We start from the raw sequence: 13,854 nt of genomic DNA, 5'->3' as shown, positions 1-13,854 counted from the left end.
ACGAAGACGCTACACCCGGACGAACTCGCGACCGGATCGGTGATGACCGCCCTCGCCGTCGCGTTCTCGGTGATCGGCGCCCTCATTCCCGTGGCGGGTGCGTTGCAGATCGTGGCCATCGTCCCGTTGGCCGTCATCGCCCAGCGCCATCGCCTGCGGGCGCTCGCCGTCGCCGGTACCGCCGGCATGCTCGTGTCGTTCGTCGCGGGCGGCTTCGGCACCGCGCTGACCATGACGATCTCCGGAGTTCTGGCCGGGATCGTGGGAGTGAGCGTCCGACGCGGGCGTGGGTTCACCTCCGTGCTCACACTCTCGTTGCTCACCGGCGCCGTGGTGGGCGCCCTCTCCGTGCTGATGCTGCTGATCCTCAGCGGATTGCGCGAGCTGTTCCTCACCGTGCTCGAGAACTCGATTCGCGGGAGCGCCGACATCGTCGGCCGATTCGCACCGGCGGAGGACGTCGCCACGGCCGTCGCCGACTACGTGTCCTTCGCGCTGGGGTACTGGTGGGTGCTCGTCTTCGTCTCGGCGCTGATGTCGACGGCCGTCAGCGGCGTCGTCGCGTGGTGGGTGCTGCGCGCCACCCTGTCCCGCCTCGGCGAGCTGGAGTCGCGGGGCGAGTTGCCCGACGTCGTGGTCACCCCCGACGACGCGGCCGCACCGCACCCCGTGCCCGTGCGGTTGACGGGCGTGACCTACCGCTACCGGGGCAGCCATGACGATGCGCTGGGCCCACTCGATCTCGAGATCGTGCCCGGTCGTTTCGTGGCCGTCGTCGGCGCCAACGGATCCGGCAAGTCGACCCTCGCTCGCATCCTGGTGGGCACCGAGCCGACGGGCGGCAGGATCGACCGGACGGGTTCCACCGGGCTCGGCCTGATCGGCGGCACCGCGATGATCCTGCAGCACCCCGAGTCCCAGATCCTGGGCACGCGCGTAGCCGACGACGTCGTGTGGGGCCTGCCGGCAGCGGCGCGGCCGACACCGGACCGAGTCGAGTCCCTGCTCGCCGAGGTGGGGTTGGCCGGGTACGGACTGCGCGATACCGGCAGCCTGTCGGGCGGTGAACTGCAGCGCCTCGCCGTCGCCGCGGCGCTGGCTCGCGAACCACGGCTGCTGGTCGCCGACGAGGCCACCGCGATGATCGACCCGGAAGGTCAGCGCGACCTCGTCGAACTGCTGGCCCGACTCCCCCGCCGCCACGGCATGGCCGTCGTCCTCATCACCCATCGCGCGACCGAGGCCGCACTGGCCGACGACGTCGTACGGCTGCATCGCGGCCGCCGGGTGATGCACGACCCGCAGTGGATGTCGTCGACGCCGCTGCGGACGGATCCGCTTCCGCCGCCGGGGCCGCCGCTACTGGTGCTGCGGGGCGTCGGACACGTGTACGACCGGCGCGGTCCGTGGGCCACCCGCGCGCTCGAGGGAATCGACCTCACGGTGCACCGCGGCGAGGGGTTGCTCGTCATCGGCGGCAACGGCTCCGGCAAGTCCACGCTCGCCTGGATCATGGCCGGCCTGACGACGCCCTCCGAGGGCACGTGCGAGCTCTCGGGCAAGGCCACGTCGTCGTCCGTCGGCACGGTCGCGCTCTCGTTCCAGCACGCCCGGTTGCAATTACAACGCCGGACGGTGTCCGAGGACATCGAGGCCGCGGGGGGAACCGACGTGGGCACCATCGACGTCAGCCGCGTTCTCGATCAGGTGGGGCTCGATCGCCGCATCGCGGGTGCCCGCATCGACGAACTGAGTGGTGGACAGATGCGGCGCGTAGCGCTGGCCGGACTGCTGGTGGGCAAGCCGGACGTCCTGGTGCTCGACGAACCGCTCGCCGGACTCGATCCGCCGGGTCGACGGGAGATCACCGCGCTGCTCACGCATCTGCGCCGCACGGGGCTCACCCTCGTCATCATCTCGCACGACGTCGACACCCTGGCGTCCGTCCGCTCGCGCACCGTCGTGCTCGACCACGGCACCCTGCAGCTGGGGTCCACCGACGACACCATGGAACGAGGAGTGACCCGATGAGAGGCACGCTGCTCCGCGAACTTCCGCGGGAGACGTCGGTCCACCGACTCTGGGCGGGAACGAAACTCGTGGCGGTCACGCTGCTGGGCGGGTCGCTGGTGGTCTACCCGACCTGGCCGATGCTCGCCGCGGTGTCCGTCGTCCTGCTGCTCGCGGCGATCGCCGCACGAGTCCCGGTGTTCGCGATCCCCGTTCCGCCGTGGTGGCTCTGGGGACTGGTCGCGTTCGGTGCCGCGGTGAACTCGGTGGTCGGCGTCGACGCCGTGTGGATCTACTTCCGCGGCATCCTGTTCGGCGTCGTGCTGCTGTGGGCGACGCTCACCGTGGCCTGGACGACGTCGATGGCGGACATCGCACCGGCCATCGCCACTCTGCTGTCCCCGCTGCGCAGAATCGGTGCGCCCGTGGACGAGTGGGCCGTCTCGATGGCTCTGCTGCTGCGGTCGCTGCCGATGCTGGTCGACGATGTCTACACGCTGGTGGCCGCACGCAAGCTGCGACCCCGCAAGAGCACGCGCAGCGGCAAGACGCAGGACACGTTCCTCATCGACATCATGGCCGCCATCATGTCGGTGGCCATCCGGCGGTCGGCCGACATGGGCGAGGCCATCGCCGTGCGCGGCGGCAGCGGCAGCATCACATCGGGCCGACGGCGCCCGCACGGATCCGACGCGGTCGCCCTGGTGCTGGTGATCTCCGCGTGCGCGGCGGGGGTCGTACTGTCCTGACGCTCAGGAGAAGACGGTGACGAACGTGTCGACCGACTTCTCGATGTCGCCCTTGAGCGCACGCGCCACACCGGATCCCACGGGACCGAACAGGGGCGCGCCGCCGAGATCGATCGTCATCTTCAGCTCGGAGCCGTCCTTCTTCTCCGCGACGGTGAGCGTCAGCGAGACCTTGACCCCGCCCTTGCCCGCGCCCTTCAGCTCGAGCTCGCGCGGCGGGGAGTACTTCTTCACGGTCCACTGCACCCGGTTCCGCATGCCCTTGACCGACACCACGGACGCCATCTGCGTGCCCTCGGACAGTTCGGCGGGCAGGTCGCCGCGCCACCCGTCGTGAATGCTGAGCCATTCCTCGTACCGCGTCAGATCGGATGCGCCGTTCCAGGCATCCTCCGCGGACAGAGGAACGATGCGGACCACCTCGAGTTTCGCCACGCCGTGAACACTAGCGCGTGACGACACCCGCGGTGGCCCGCATCGTGTCCGAACTTCCAGGGCGAATCCTAGTGAGCGACCGGCTTCTCGGCGCCGACGCCGGTGAGGGATCGCACCTCCATCTCCGCTGCCTTGTCGGTGCTCTCGTTGTCCTTGCTCGTCAGCGTTCCCACGATGCCGAGGATGAAGGCGAGCGGGATCGAGACGATGCCCGGGTTCGACAGGGGGAACCAGGCGAAGTCCGAACCCTTGATCATCGCCGTCGCCGAGCCGGACACGGCCGGGGAGAAGATGATGAGCACGATGGTGGAGATCAGACCGCCGTACATGCTCCACAGCGCGCCGCGCGTGGTGAAGCGTCGCCAGAAGAGCGAGTACAGGATGGTCGGCAGGTTGGCCGCCGCGGCGACCGCGAAGGCCAGCGCCACGAGGAAGGCGATGTTCTGTCCGTTGGCCAGGATGCCGCCACCGATGGCGAGGATGCCGATGACGACGGCGGTGATGCGAGAGACCTGGACCTGCTTCTTGTCGTCGACCTTGCCCTTCTTGATGACACCGGCGTAGATGTCGTGAGCGAAGGACGCGGACGCCGTGATCGTGAGGCCGGCGACGACCGCGAGAATCGTCGCGAAGGCGACCGCCGAGATGACGCCCAGCAGGATCACGCCGCCGAGCTCGAACGCGAGAAGTGGTGCGGCAGCGTTCTGTCCGCCGGCCGCGGCGAGAATGCGGTCCGGTCCGACGATGGCGGCGGCGCCGTAGCCGAGCACCAGCGTGAAGAGGTAGAACGCACCGATCAGCGCGATGGCCCAGACGACGCTGCGACGGGCTTCCTTGGCGGTGGGCACCGTGTAGAAGCGCATGAGCACGTGCGGCAGGCCGGCGGTGCCGAGCACCAGGGCGATACCGAGCGAGACGAAGTTCAGCTGCGACGTGGCCGAGCCGCCGTACTGGGCGCCGGGGGCGAGAACGTCACGCGCGGCGACGGTGTCGGAGACCGAGTCGCCGACCATGGTCTGCGCGCTGCCGAGGATCTCGGACAGGTTGAAGCCGAACTTGGCCAGCACCATCACCGTCATGAGACCGGCACCGGCGATGAGCAGCGCGGCCTTGATGATCTGCACCCAGGTGGTGCCCTTCATACCGCCGACGAGGACGTAGACGATCATGAGGACGCCGACGACCGCGATGACGATGGACTGTCCCGTGCGATCCGAGATGTCGAGGAGCAGTGCGACGAGGCCGCCGGCTCCGGCCATCTGCGCGAGCAGGTAGAAGAACGACACCGTGAGTGTCGACAGCGCGGCCGCGGTACGCACCGGGCCCTGCTTGAGGCGGAAGCTCAACACGTCGGCCATCGTGAACTTGCCGGTGTTGCGCAACATCTCGGCAACGAGGAGCAGGGCGACGAGCCACGCGACGAGGAAGCCGATGGAGTACAGGAAGCCGTCGTAACCGTAGACGGCGATGGCGCCCGCGATGCCGAGGAAACTCGCCGCGGAGAGGTAGTCACCGGCGATGGCGACACCGTTCTGCGGTCCGGAGAAGCCGCCGCCCGCGGTGAAGAACTCCGCGGAGGTGGCGTTCTTCTTGCTGGCCTTGATCACCACGGCCATGGTCACGATGACGAAGACCGCGAAGATCGAGATGTTGACGAGCGGGCTGCCGACGGTCTCGGCCTCGATCGTCTGCTGGGCCAGGAACTGCTGCGCGGCAGAGTAGGTGGTCACTGGAGGGGTCCTTCGAGTTCGTCGCGGATCTTCGCGGCACGGGGGTCGAGCTCACGGTTCGCGAACTTCACGTAGATGCCGGTGATGGCGAACGTCGTCACGAACTGTCCGAGTCCGAGCAGCAGTCCGACGTTGATGTTGCCGAAGACGCGGGTGGCCATGAAGTCGTGTGCGTACGCCCCGAGGAGCACGTACGTCGTGTACCAGACGAGGAAGAAGGCGGCCATCGGGAAGACGAAGCCGCGCAGACGCTTCTTGAGTTCCTGGAACTCGGGCGTGGCCTGCATGTCGACGAAGTCCTGGGGGGACGGGGTCCGGGGTTCGGGTCGTTCGCCCGAATGGGGTTGTGCGGTGGTCACGGGTGCTCCTACGTGTCGGGAGATACTCGGATGACGGTAGTGAGACCACCATCACACCGATACGGCGTGGCGCCGATCACACGCCGAGCAGCGCGCCGGTGCGCCGAACGGTCTGCCGGGCGGGACGAACGGTCGTGCCGCTCACTGCTTGCGCAGTCGCTCCACGCCCAGCCCGAGGCGCTCGGGTGCGTGCATGGCCGACATGATGCGGCCGATGTCCAGCGGGATCGAGGACCGAGTCACCAGCGACACCGTCACCATGACGGCGAACGCGAGGGGGACGCTGACCGCCGCCGGGTAGCCGACGATCGCCGCGGCCCACCCACCCAGGAGCTGGTCGGACACCCCACCGAGCACGGCGAGGGAGGCCGCTGCCGTCGAGACCCCACCGCCGACGATCAGCCCCGCGGCGGCCCCTGCGGCGGTGAGACCGCGCCACCAGATGCCGAGCACCAGCAGCGGACACAGCGTCGACGCCGCGACGGCGAACACGAGCCCGACGGTGCGGGAGAGGTCGAGCGTCACCAGCCCGACCGACAGCAGCAGCGGACCGGTGCCGGCGACGATCGCGGCGATCCGGAAATCCCGCACCCGGCCGCGCAGGACGTCGGTGCTGAGCACTCCGGCGATGGTCACCAGCAGTCCCGAGGACGTGGACAGGAACGCCGCCATCGCGCCCGCGGCGACCAGTGCGGCGAGCAGCAGCCCCGGCACCCCGTCGATGGCCGCCGACGGGAGCAGGAGCACGGCCGCGTCGGATGCTCCGGTGATCAGCAACTGGGGAACGTACAGGCGCGCGAACACACCCAGCACCGTCGGAAACAGGTAGAACACCGACAGGAGACCCACCACGGTCAGAGCCGTCCATCGGGCCGCAGGCCCGTCCGGGTTGGTGTAGAAGCGCACGAGGACGTGGGGCAGCCCCATCGTGCCGAGGAACGTGGCGAGGATCAGCGAGTACACCTGGTACAGGGGGAAGGGGCCACCGAAACCGTTGCCGGGCGAGAGCCAGTCGGAGCCCTCGACCGGTGCGCCCGCCACCACGGGGACCGGCGATCCGGCCTCGAGTTCGAGCACCGTGCCCGACTGCAGCGTGTGGTCGCCCGCGTCGAGTGTCGTCGGTCCGTCCACCGCCGCGCCGTCGACGGTGCCGCGGACCACGACGTCGAGGTTCTCCTGCACCTGCACGACGACGTCGGTACTGATGTCGACCGTCGTGGCGGTGTCCACGGACGGCGGTGCGGGGGTGCCCATCTCGCGCGGATCGGCCGCGAAGTGCACCGCGAGCACCAGCGCCGGTACCGCGACGGCCGTCAGCTTGAGCCAGTACTGGAACGCCTGGACGAACGTGATGGAGCGCATGCCGCCGCCGACGACGTTGAGGATCACGATCACGCCGATGACGGCCGCGCCGACCCAACTGGGCACGCCGAGAAGGATGTTGAGGGTGAGCCCGGCGCCCTGCAGCTGCGGGACGAGATAGAGCGCACACACCCCGGCTACCACCAGCATGGCCAACGTGCGGAGCCGCGCCGAGCCGAGCCGGAACTCGGCGAAGTCCGGCACCGTGTACGCGCCGGATCGTCGCAACGGCGCCGACACGAACAGCAGCAGCCCGAGATAGCCGGCCGTGAACCCCACCGGGTACCAGAGCGCGTCCGCGCCGTACTTGGCGATCAGGCCCGCGACCCCGAGAAACGATGCGGCCGACAGGTACTCACCGGACACGGCCGCGGCATTCCACCGCGGTCCCACGCTGCGAGAAGCCACGAGGAAGTCGGACGTGGTGCGCGCCAACCGGACTCCGTAGGCGCCCACCGCGACCGTGGCTATCGCCGAGAAGATGACGGCGAGCACCGTGGGAACGGACACCATCAGCGCGTGCCGGACGTGAGAACCGTGGACATCAGTCCTCCACCAGTTCGGTGAACTCCTGCTCGTTGCGCTCGGCCGAGCGGACGAACAGGTACCCGGCGACCAACAGGATCGGGTACGCGGCGACAGCGAGCGCCCACCACGGAACTCCGATGCCGGCGATGCGTGCGGTACCCGCGGCCGGCGCGAACACCCACACCAGCGGGACGATACCGAGGATCAGGACCACGACGGCGGCGGTGCGCAGCGCGAGCGCCAACTGGGCGCGGACCAGGCCGTTGATCATGGCCTCGCCCACCTCGGTCTGCTCCTGGACCTCCACGCGGGTGCGCACGATGCGCGCGCCCCGGCGCTGGGCCAGCACCACCTTCTCTCGTTGAACCGCCATGTCAGATCGCTGCCATCTCAGGAACGCTGCTGTCCGGCGAGTGCCGCTCGTGGGCCGCGAACGAGCCGATCGCGCAGTTCGCGGGTGTGGCGACGGCTCACCGGGAGCTCGACGGGTGGGCAGGCACCCGTACCGCGCAGGCAGACCACCAGTCCGGACCCGACGGTGCGGGTTCCCCCGACCTGACCGACGGACACGAGATACGACCGGTGGACGCGCAGGAATCCGTGGTCTGCCCACCGCGACTCCAGCGTCGAGAGGGCGATCCGCACCAGGTGGTTCCCGGTCGTGGTGTGCAGGCGGGCGTAGTCGCCCTCGGCCTCCACCCAGACGACGGTGGACCGCGGCACCATCGTCGTCACGCCGCCGAGTTCCACCGGGATCACGTCGTCCTGATCGGCACGTCCCGCGGGACCCGGCACCGCGCCGGAACGCTTGTCGACGACGCGGCGGACCGCGTCGGACAGTCGCTGGTCGCGGATCGGCTTGAGGAGGTAGTCGACGGCCCCGATCTCGAAGGCGGCGACGGCGCGATCGTCGTGGGCGGTCACGAAGACCACGGCGGGCGGCGCAGCGAAGTTGCTCAGCACTCCGGCGAGTTCCATGCCGTCGAGTCCGGGCATGTCGATGTCGAGGAAGACCCCGTCCACCGGCGCGTCACGCAGGATGCGCAGCGCCGTGGTGGCATCGCTCGCCCCCTCGACCGATCCGACCGACGGGTGGCGGCGCAGCAGGTAGACCAGCTCGTCCAGCGCCGGCCGCTCGTCGTCCACGGCGAGCAGCCGCAGGGGCCGGTCGGTGGCGGCGGGCGTGGTCGCCTCGGTGGCACGGGTGGGGCTCATGGCGTCTTCATCGTGCCATGTCGCGCGTGCACGTCAGGGCCGGATGCCTGCCCGAAATTTCGGGATCCGCATACTCACCCTGGTGCCGGCGTCCGGTGCGGTCTCCACCACCAGGCCGTAGTCGTTACCGAAGGCGGCTCGTAACCGGTCGTCGACGTTGGCGAGTCCGACGTGCACCCCCTCCTCGGAACCCAGGTCGCCCGAGCGCAGCAGTTCCGGATCCATGCCGACACCGTCGTCCTCGATGCTGATGGCCGCGTCGGTGCCCGCGTCGGCCGCGATCACGGTGATGCGGCCGCGTCCCCGGCCGGCGACGCCGTGGCGCACCGCGTTCTCGACGAGGGGCTGCAGCGCCAGGAACGGCAGCACCACTCCCAGCACCTCAGGAGCGATCTGCACCGTCACGTCGAGGGAGTCACCGAAACGCGCGCGCTCGAGCGTGAGGTACCGGTCGATGTTGCGGAGCTCGTCGGAGAGCACCGTGAACTCCCCCGCCGTGCGGAAGGAGTAGCGCGTGAAGTCGGCGAACTCGAGGACCAGCTCGCGCGCACGATCGGGATCGGTCCGCACGAACGACGCGATGGTCGTCAGCGCGTTGTAGATGAAGTGGGGGCTGATCTGGGCGCGCAGGGCCCGGACCTCGGCCCGGTCGAGACGAGCTCTGCTCGCGTCGAGTTCGGCCAGCTCGACCTGCTCGCCGACGTACCGCGCGACCTCGGTGCAGGCCCCGAGCAGACCGGGACCGGGTTCCTCGAGCGTGACGACGCCCAGCACGCAGACCACGCCGGCGCCCTCGGTGAGGACCGGCTGCACCACCACCGAGCACGCCGGCGATTCCGCCGTGGCGGCGGTGCGCAGCAGCACCCGACGCTCGGTGTCGACGGCGCGACGGGCGACCTGCGGGAACTGGTCCAGGGTCCCGTCGACGGGGCCGTCGTGCCCGAGCACCGTCCCGTCCGGTCCCGCCAGCACGACGGCGGCAGCGCCGGTCAGCGTGCGCAGATGCGGCGCCGCCTCCGAGGCGGACACGGCGTCGAGACCCCGCCGCAGAGGTCGTGCCGCGAGCGACGCGGTGTGCAGCGCGGCGTGCACCGCGCGTTCGGTGGGCGTGGTCAGCGGGCGCGTACCGCGGCGCGTGATGACGACGACCGCACCGACGACGACCGCGGCCATCACCAGCAGGACGACCGCCGTGGTGGCTGTCACGGCACCTGTTCACACGTGTTCGTCGGTGGCTGGTCGTCGGCGAACCGCTGGGTGACCCAGTCGATGCCCTCGATGTTGGCGGCCGAGTCGGCGTGGCCCTGGTCCGCGCGGATCCGGTAGTCGATGACGTCGCCCTGCGCGCACGCTCGGCGGGACGCCGCCTCGGTCCACTGCGGGAGGATCAGATCGTCTCGCGACCCGACCAGCACCATCATCGGCCCCGCGGCCCGTGTCTGCGGTAAGGCATTGTCCGACAGCCACTCCCGAATGGCGGTGTACGCCTCCGGTGAGCTGGGGCGCACGTCGTCCGGGCCGATGGAGGCGGCGGCCGTCAATTTCCCGGCGGCGAGGGGTCCCGTGCAGGCCAGCAGAACGTCCTTGTTCTCCAGCAGTCCGCCGCTGAGGAAGTCCGCGTCGGTGTACTCGGGGTGGTCGACCAGAAAGCCCTCGACGACGAACGGCATGATCGCCTTCTGCGGCAGCGTGAGCTGCCCCAGTCCGGACTCCGGAGCGATCGGGCTGACGTCCGCGGCCGGGGACAGGTTGGCCGATCCGAGGAACTCGAGACCGTCGCCGTACTCCGACGCGATCTCCGCGGCGGCCCAGGTTGCCTGTCCACCCTGCGACACACCCAGCGCTGCCCAGCGAGTTCCAGTGCCGGGCGCGATGTTCCGCGCCGCGCGGACCGCGTCGATGATGTCGTGGCCGGCCGACGGCGCGTTCAGGTACGGGTGCGGATCGTCGGTGCCCAGGCCCTCGTAGTCCGTCACCGCCACGACGGCGCCTCGCTCGAGCATCGGCGTCACCAGGCCGATGGAGCCGAGCAGGTTGGGATAGAGAGACGGCGCGCACTCGTCGGTGACACCCGTCGTACCGTGACCGACCGACACGACCGGCCATCCTCCCTCGGGAGGTGCGCCGGCCGGGACGAACACCGTTCCCGTGACGTCGACGCCGCCGCCGTCCACCCCGGACGTCGAGCGGTACGTGATGCGGTGCGCCGTGGCGCCGAGATTCGTGACCGCCTGGTCGACCTGACCGAGGAGCACGTCGTCGACCAGCGAGCCGCGCTCGTCGCCTGTGGGTGCAGGAGAGCTCGGTGCGGGAGAGAGGGGTGTCGCATCGGTCCCCGGGGTCGGCGCGGGATCCGACGACGCACACCCCGACAGCATCAGCATCGACGCCGTCAGTGCTGATCCCAGCACGACCGGGACCCTGCCGCGCAGTCCTGGTCTCGAACCGATCCTGCGCACGTTCACTCTCGACCTCTCTCCGCCATGAATCGCTGCAACCGTGTCTCGGTGGCGGCCTGCTCGATGTCGAGCCCGTCCAGAACCGCGGCGAGAACCTCGTCGTCGAGGTCGCCCGCGTCGCGTGCGGCCAGCAGCGCCTCCCGTTGACGCCGTAGTGCCGTGCGCCGCCATCGGTCGAACACCGCGCCGGAGGACCGCGCCCGCGCGGCCTTCTCCTGATCGTCCTCGTCCTGTTCCGTCCGAAGTCGGCCCAGCATGACACGACGAACCCGATCGACCACGTCGGCGGCCTCGGTTCCCTCGACCTTCTCCATCGCCTCGTCGAGGGACTCCTCGACCGCACGGCGGGCGATCTGCCGAGCGAGTGCGCGCTGTTCGTCGAGATGCCGGGCCTCGTCGGGGTCGGAGATGTCCAGCCGTCGGATCACCAACGGCAGCGTCACTCCCTGGATCAGCAGGGTTCCGACAGCCACGGTGAACGCGATGGCCTGGATGACACCCCGCCCCGGGAAGTCGTCGCCCACCAGCGTGGTGAAAGGCACGCCGGCCGCTGCGGCGAGGGTCACCACTCCGCGCATCCCAGCCCAGGACAGGACGATGTTCTGGCGCCAGGTCAGTTCCGTGTCGTCGGTGGAGCGAGCCCGGTGGTAGACGCGCCGCAGGGCCGAGCCGGCGAACAGCATCACCGGGCGTACCGCCATCACGAGCGCGAGCACCAGCAGTCCGTACAGGAAGATGTGGTGGACGGGCAGCCCCTCGCTGCTGATGTCGTCGATGACGAACTTCAGCTGCAGGCCCATGTAGGCGAAGACGAAGGTCTCGAGGAGGAGATCGAGTGTCGGCCAGACGTGCCGCTCCTGGATGCGCGTCGGAATCGCGTCACCGCTGCGCGCCGAACCGAGCACGAAGCCGGCGGTGACGACGGCGAGCACGCCCGAGGCGTGGATCTGCTCGGCGGCGAGGTAGGCGGTGAACGGAACCAGGATGCCCAGCACGGTCTCGAGCGCGCTGTCCGCCATGCGGCTGCGCACGAATCGCACGAGTCGGCTGAGGACGTATCCCACCGCGACGCCGCCCACCACCTCGTAGAGGAAGAACAGCAGCGGCGAGTCGATGCCGACCCGGCTGCCCGTGACAGAAGCGACGGTGATGGTGAACAGAGTGAGGGCCGCCGCGTCGTTGACGAGCGATTCGCCGGTGAGGATGGCCATCATGCGGGCCGGCAGACCCAGCTTGCGCCCCACGGCGACCGCGGCGACGGCGTCCGGCGGCGCGACCACCGCGCCGAGGACCAGCGCGGCCCCCAGCGTCAGTTCCGGGACGAGCCAGTAGGAGAAGTACCCCACCGACACGGTCGTGACGACGACGAGACCGACGCCGAGCCGGACGATCGAGCGGATGTTATGCCTGAACGAGCGGAACGAGAAGTTCAACGCCGTCGAGTACAGGAGGGGCGGAAGGATCACGCCCAGAAGGAGTTCGGGTTCGAGAGCGGGACGCGGCAGGCCGGGAACGAACGAGGCGACGGACCCGACCGCGACGAGAACGAGGGGCACCTGGAGGTCCAGGCGCTTGGCGAAGCCGGCGATGACGACGGCCCCGACGATCACCAGAAGCAGGAGCCACCCGTCCATCGACTCGACTACCGCGCGGGTCTGCTACTTCTCCGGGATCGCCTTCTTGGCGGCGTCCTGGACCTTGTCGATCTTGTCGGCGTACTTGCCCTGCGTCTTCTTGTCCGCGAAGTCGGCAGCCTTGTCGACGGCCTTCTCGATCTTGTCGCTGTTCTGAGCGGCGGCCTTCTTGCCCTGGCCGATCAGCTTCTTGAGGTTGTCCACGAGTGCCATGGACGTCACGATACCGCGCCGGACCACCAACGCCGGTGCGGGAGAGGACGCGCGAGGTCGACTCGCTGACCCGGCATCGGCACCACCACCGAGATCCGCTCCGCCTCGGCAGCCGTCAGGAGTCGCTCCACAGGTTCGGACCACGGATGGAACGCGAGGTTGAAGGTCGCCCAGTGGACGGGCACGACGATGCCGGCGGACGGGGCGCCCTGCTGCAGGTCACCGTGCGACCGCGCCGCCTCCTCGGGGTTCATGTGAATGTCCGGCCACCGATCGTCGTAGGCGCCGACGGGCAAGAGGGTCACGTCGAACGGGCCGAGCCGCGCGCCGATGTCCGCGAACGCCTCGGTGTAACCGGTGTCGCCGCCGAAAAAGGCCCGATGCTCCGGACCCACCACCGACCACGACGCCCACTGCGTGGTGTCGCGCACCAGGGACCGACCCGAGAAGTGCCGCGCCTCGAGGCACGTGACGGTGAGCGATCCGATGCGGACGTCCTCGTTCCAGTCGAGTTCCACGATCCGGTCCTCGGGGACCTTCCAGCGGCGCAGATGAGCGCCCACCCCCAGCGGCACCAGGAACGGCGCCGACTGCGACGTGAGCAGCGTGGTCACCGTGTCACGGTCGAGGTGGTCGTAGTGATCGTGCGAGACGACGATGGCGTCCACCTGCGGAAGTGCTTCGGCCGCAACGGGTACCGGGTGCAACCTGGCCGGTCCGAGAACCCGCGACGGTGATACCCGCCGACTCCAGACCGGATCGGTCAGCACACGGTGGCCGTCGATCTCGATGACCACCGAGGAGTGCCCGAACCACGTGACGGCCAGGTCCCCGGCCTCCGTCGGCGCGAGCGGGGTGGCCAGCGGCACGGCGCGCTCGGGTCGTCCCGAGCGGCCGCGCGTGAGCATCGCGGCTCCGATGCTCGCCTGCTCTCCCGCCGCGACAGGCGAGCTGCTGCGAGTGTTGTGGAACTTCCGGTCCCGGTAGTGCGAGGACGCGGCGGCGTACGGACGGATGGCGCCGCGTCCGGCGCCGACGGCGGACGGCACACCCCACGCCGCACGCGCGAGCCAGGACAACCCTGCGGCGGCGAGCCCGATGGACACTGCTGCGGTGGCTGGTTTCACGCTTCCGACACTAGTCCACGGTTGATGTGTACC

General features: G+C 69.7%; 13 protein-coding genes. 2 read left to right on the top strand and 11 right to left on the bottom strand.

Annotated elements, in window-relative coordinates:
- Positions 1-42: 42 nt before the first annotated feature.
- A complete protein-coding gene (locus HQ325_RS06235) occupies positions 43-2,031 on the top strand; it encodes an ATP-binding cassette domain-containing protein (protein WP_222627349.1) in 1,989 nt (662 codons plus the stop codon).
- Positions 2,028-2,759: an energy-coupling factor transporter transmembrane protein EcfT gene (locus HQ325_RS06230; protein ID WP_222627347.1), complete on the top strand. Its 732-nt coding sequence runs from the start codon at positions 2,028-2,030 to the stop codon at positions 2,757-2,759. Before HQ325_RS06235 ends, HQ325_RS06230 begins: the two co-directional genes overlap by 4 nt.
- A 3-nt stretch (positions 2,760-2,762) precedes the next feature.
- Here the strand turns inward: HQ325_RS06230 and HQ325_RS06225 are convergent, their stop codons facing one another.
- From HQ325_RS06225 to HQ325_RS06175, 11 genes are all read right to left on the bottom strand, one after another.
- Positions 2,763-3,194: an SRPBCC family protein gene (locus tag HQ325_RS06225; RefSeq protein ID WP_222627345.1), complete on the bottom strand. Its 432-nt coding sequence runs from the start codon at positions 3,192-3,194 to the stop codon at positions 2,763-2,765.
- Between the two features lie 68 nt (positions 3,195-3,262).
- Positions 3,263-4,924: a cation acetate symporter gene (locus HQ325_RS06220; protein WP_308014279.1), complete on the bottom strand. Its 1,662-nt coding sequence runs from the start codon at positions 4,922-4,924 to the stop codon at positions 3,263-3,265.
- Entirely contained in the window at positions 4,921-5,211 is a 291-nt protein-coding gene (locus HQ325_RS06215) for a DUF485 domain-containing protein (protein ID WP_222628972.1), read from the bottom strand. The genes HQ325_RS06220 and HQ325_RS06215 overlap by 4 nt, the downstream gene beginning before the upstream one ends.
- A gap of 213 nt (positions 5,212-5,424) precedes the next feature.
- On the bottom strand, positions 5,425-7,158 hold the full coding sequence (locus HQ325_RS06210) for a cation acetate symporter (protein ID WP_222627343.1): 1,734 nt from the start codon (positions 7,156-7,158) through the stop codon (positions 5,425-5,427).
- Between the two features lie 31 nt (positions 7,159-7,189).
- Positions 7,190-7,546 (bottom strand): hypothetical protein, encoded by a 357-nt coding sequence (locus HQ325_RS06205; RefSeq protein ID WP_222627341.1) that lies wholly within the window; start codon positions 7,544-7,546, stop codon positions 7,190-7,192.
- Positions 7,547-7,563: 17 nt separating this feature from the next.
- Entirely contained in the window at positions 7,564-8,388 is an 825-nt protein-coding gene (locus HQ325_RS06200; RefSeq protein WP_222627339.1) for a LytTR family DNA-binding domain-containing protein, read from the bottom strand.
- A gap of 33 nt (positions 8,389-8,421) precedes the next feature.
- Positions 8,422-9,594 carry a sensor histidine kinase gene (locus tag HQ325_RS06195; protein WP_374107189.1) on the bottom strand — a complete coding sequence of 391 codons (1,173 nt, stop codon included), beginning with the start codon at positions 9,592-9,594 and terminating at the stop codon, positions 8,422-8,424.
- Positions 9,591-10,772, bottom strand: coding sequence for a lipase family protein (locus HQ325_RS06190; protein ID WP_222628967.1), 1,182 nt, complete (start codon positions 10,770-10,772; stop codon positions 9,591-9,593). Before HQ325_RS06190 ends, HQ325_RS06195 begins: the two co-directional genes overlap by 4 nt.
- A gap of 77 nt (positions 10,773-10,849) precedes the next feature.
- Positions 10,850-12,481, bottom strand: a complete 1,632-nt coding sequence (locus HQ325_RS06185; RefSeq protein WP_222627336.1) for a Na+/H+ antiporter — start codon at positions 12,479-12,481, stop codon at positions 10,850-10,852.
- Positions 12,482-12,505: 24 nt separating this feature from the next.
- Entirely contained in the window at positions 12,506-12,694 is a 189-nt protein-coding gene (locus HQ325_RS06180; RefSeq protein WP_042575922.1) for an antitoxin, read from the bottom strand.
- Positions 12,695-12,699: 5 nt separating this feature from the next.
- On the bottom strand, positions 12,700-13,821 hold the full coding sequence (locus HQ325_RS06175; protein WP_308014277.1) for an MBL fold metallo-hydrolase: 1,122 nt from the start codon (positions 13,819-13,821) through the stop codon (positions 12,700-12,702).
- Positions 13,822-13,854 lie beyond the last annotated feature (33 nt).

Source organism: Rhodococcus sp. BP-349 (assembly GCF_019835845.1).
GTDB lineage: Bacteria > Actinomycetota > Actinomycetes > Mycobacteriales > Mycobacteriaceae > Rhodococcoides.
The sequence above is the reverse complement of the archived record's forward strand: the minus strand, read 5'-3'. Positions and strand labels throughout refer to the sequence as shown.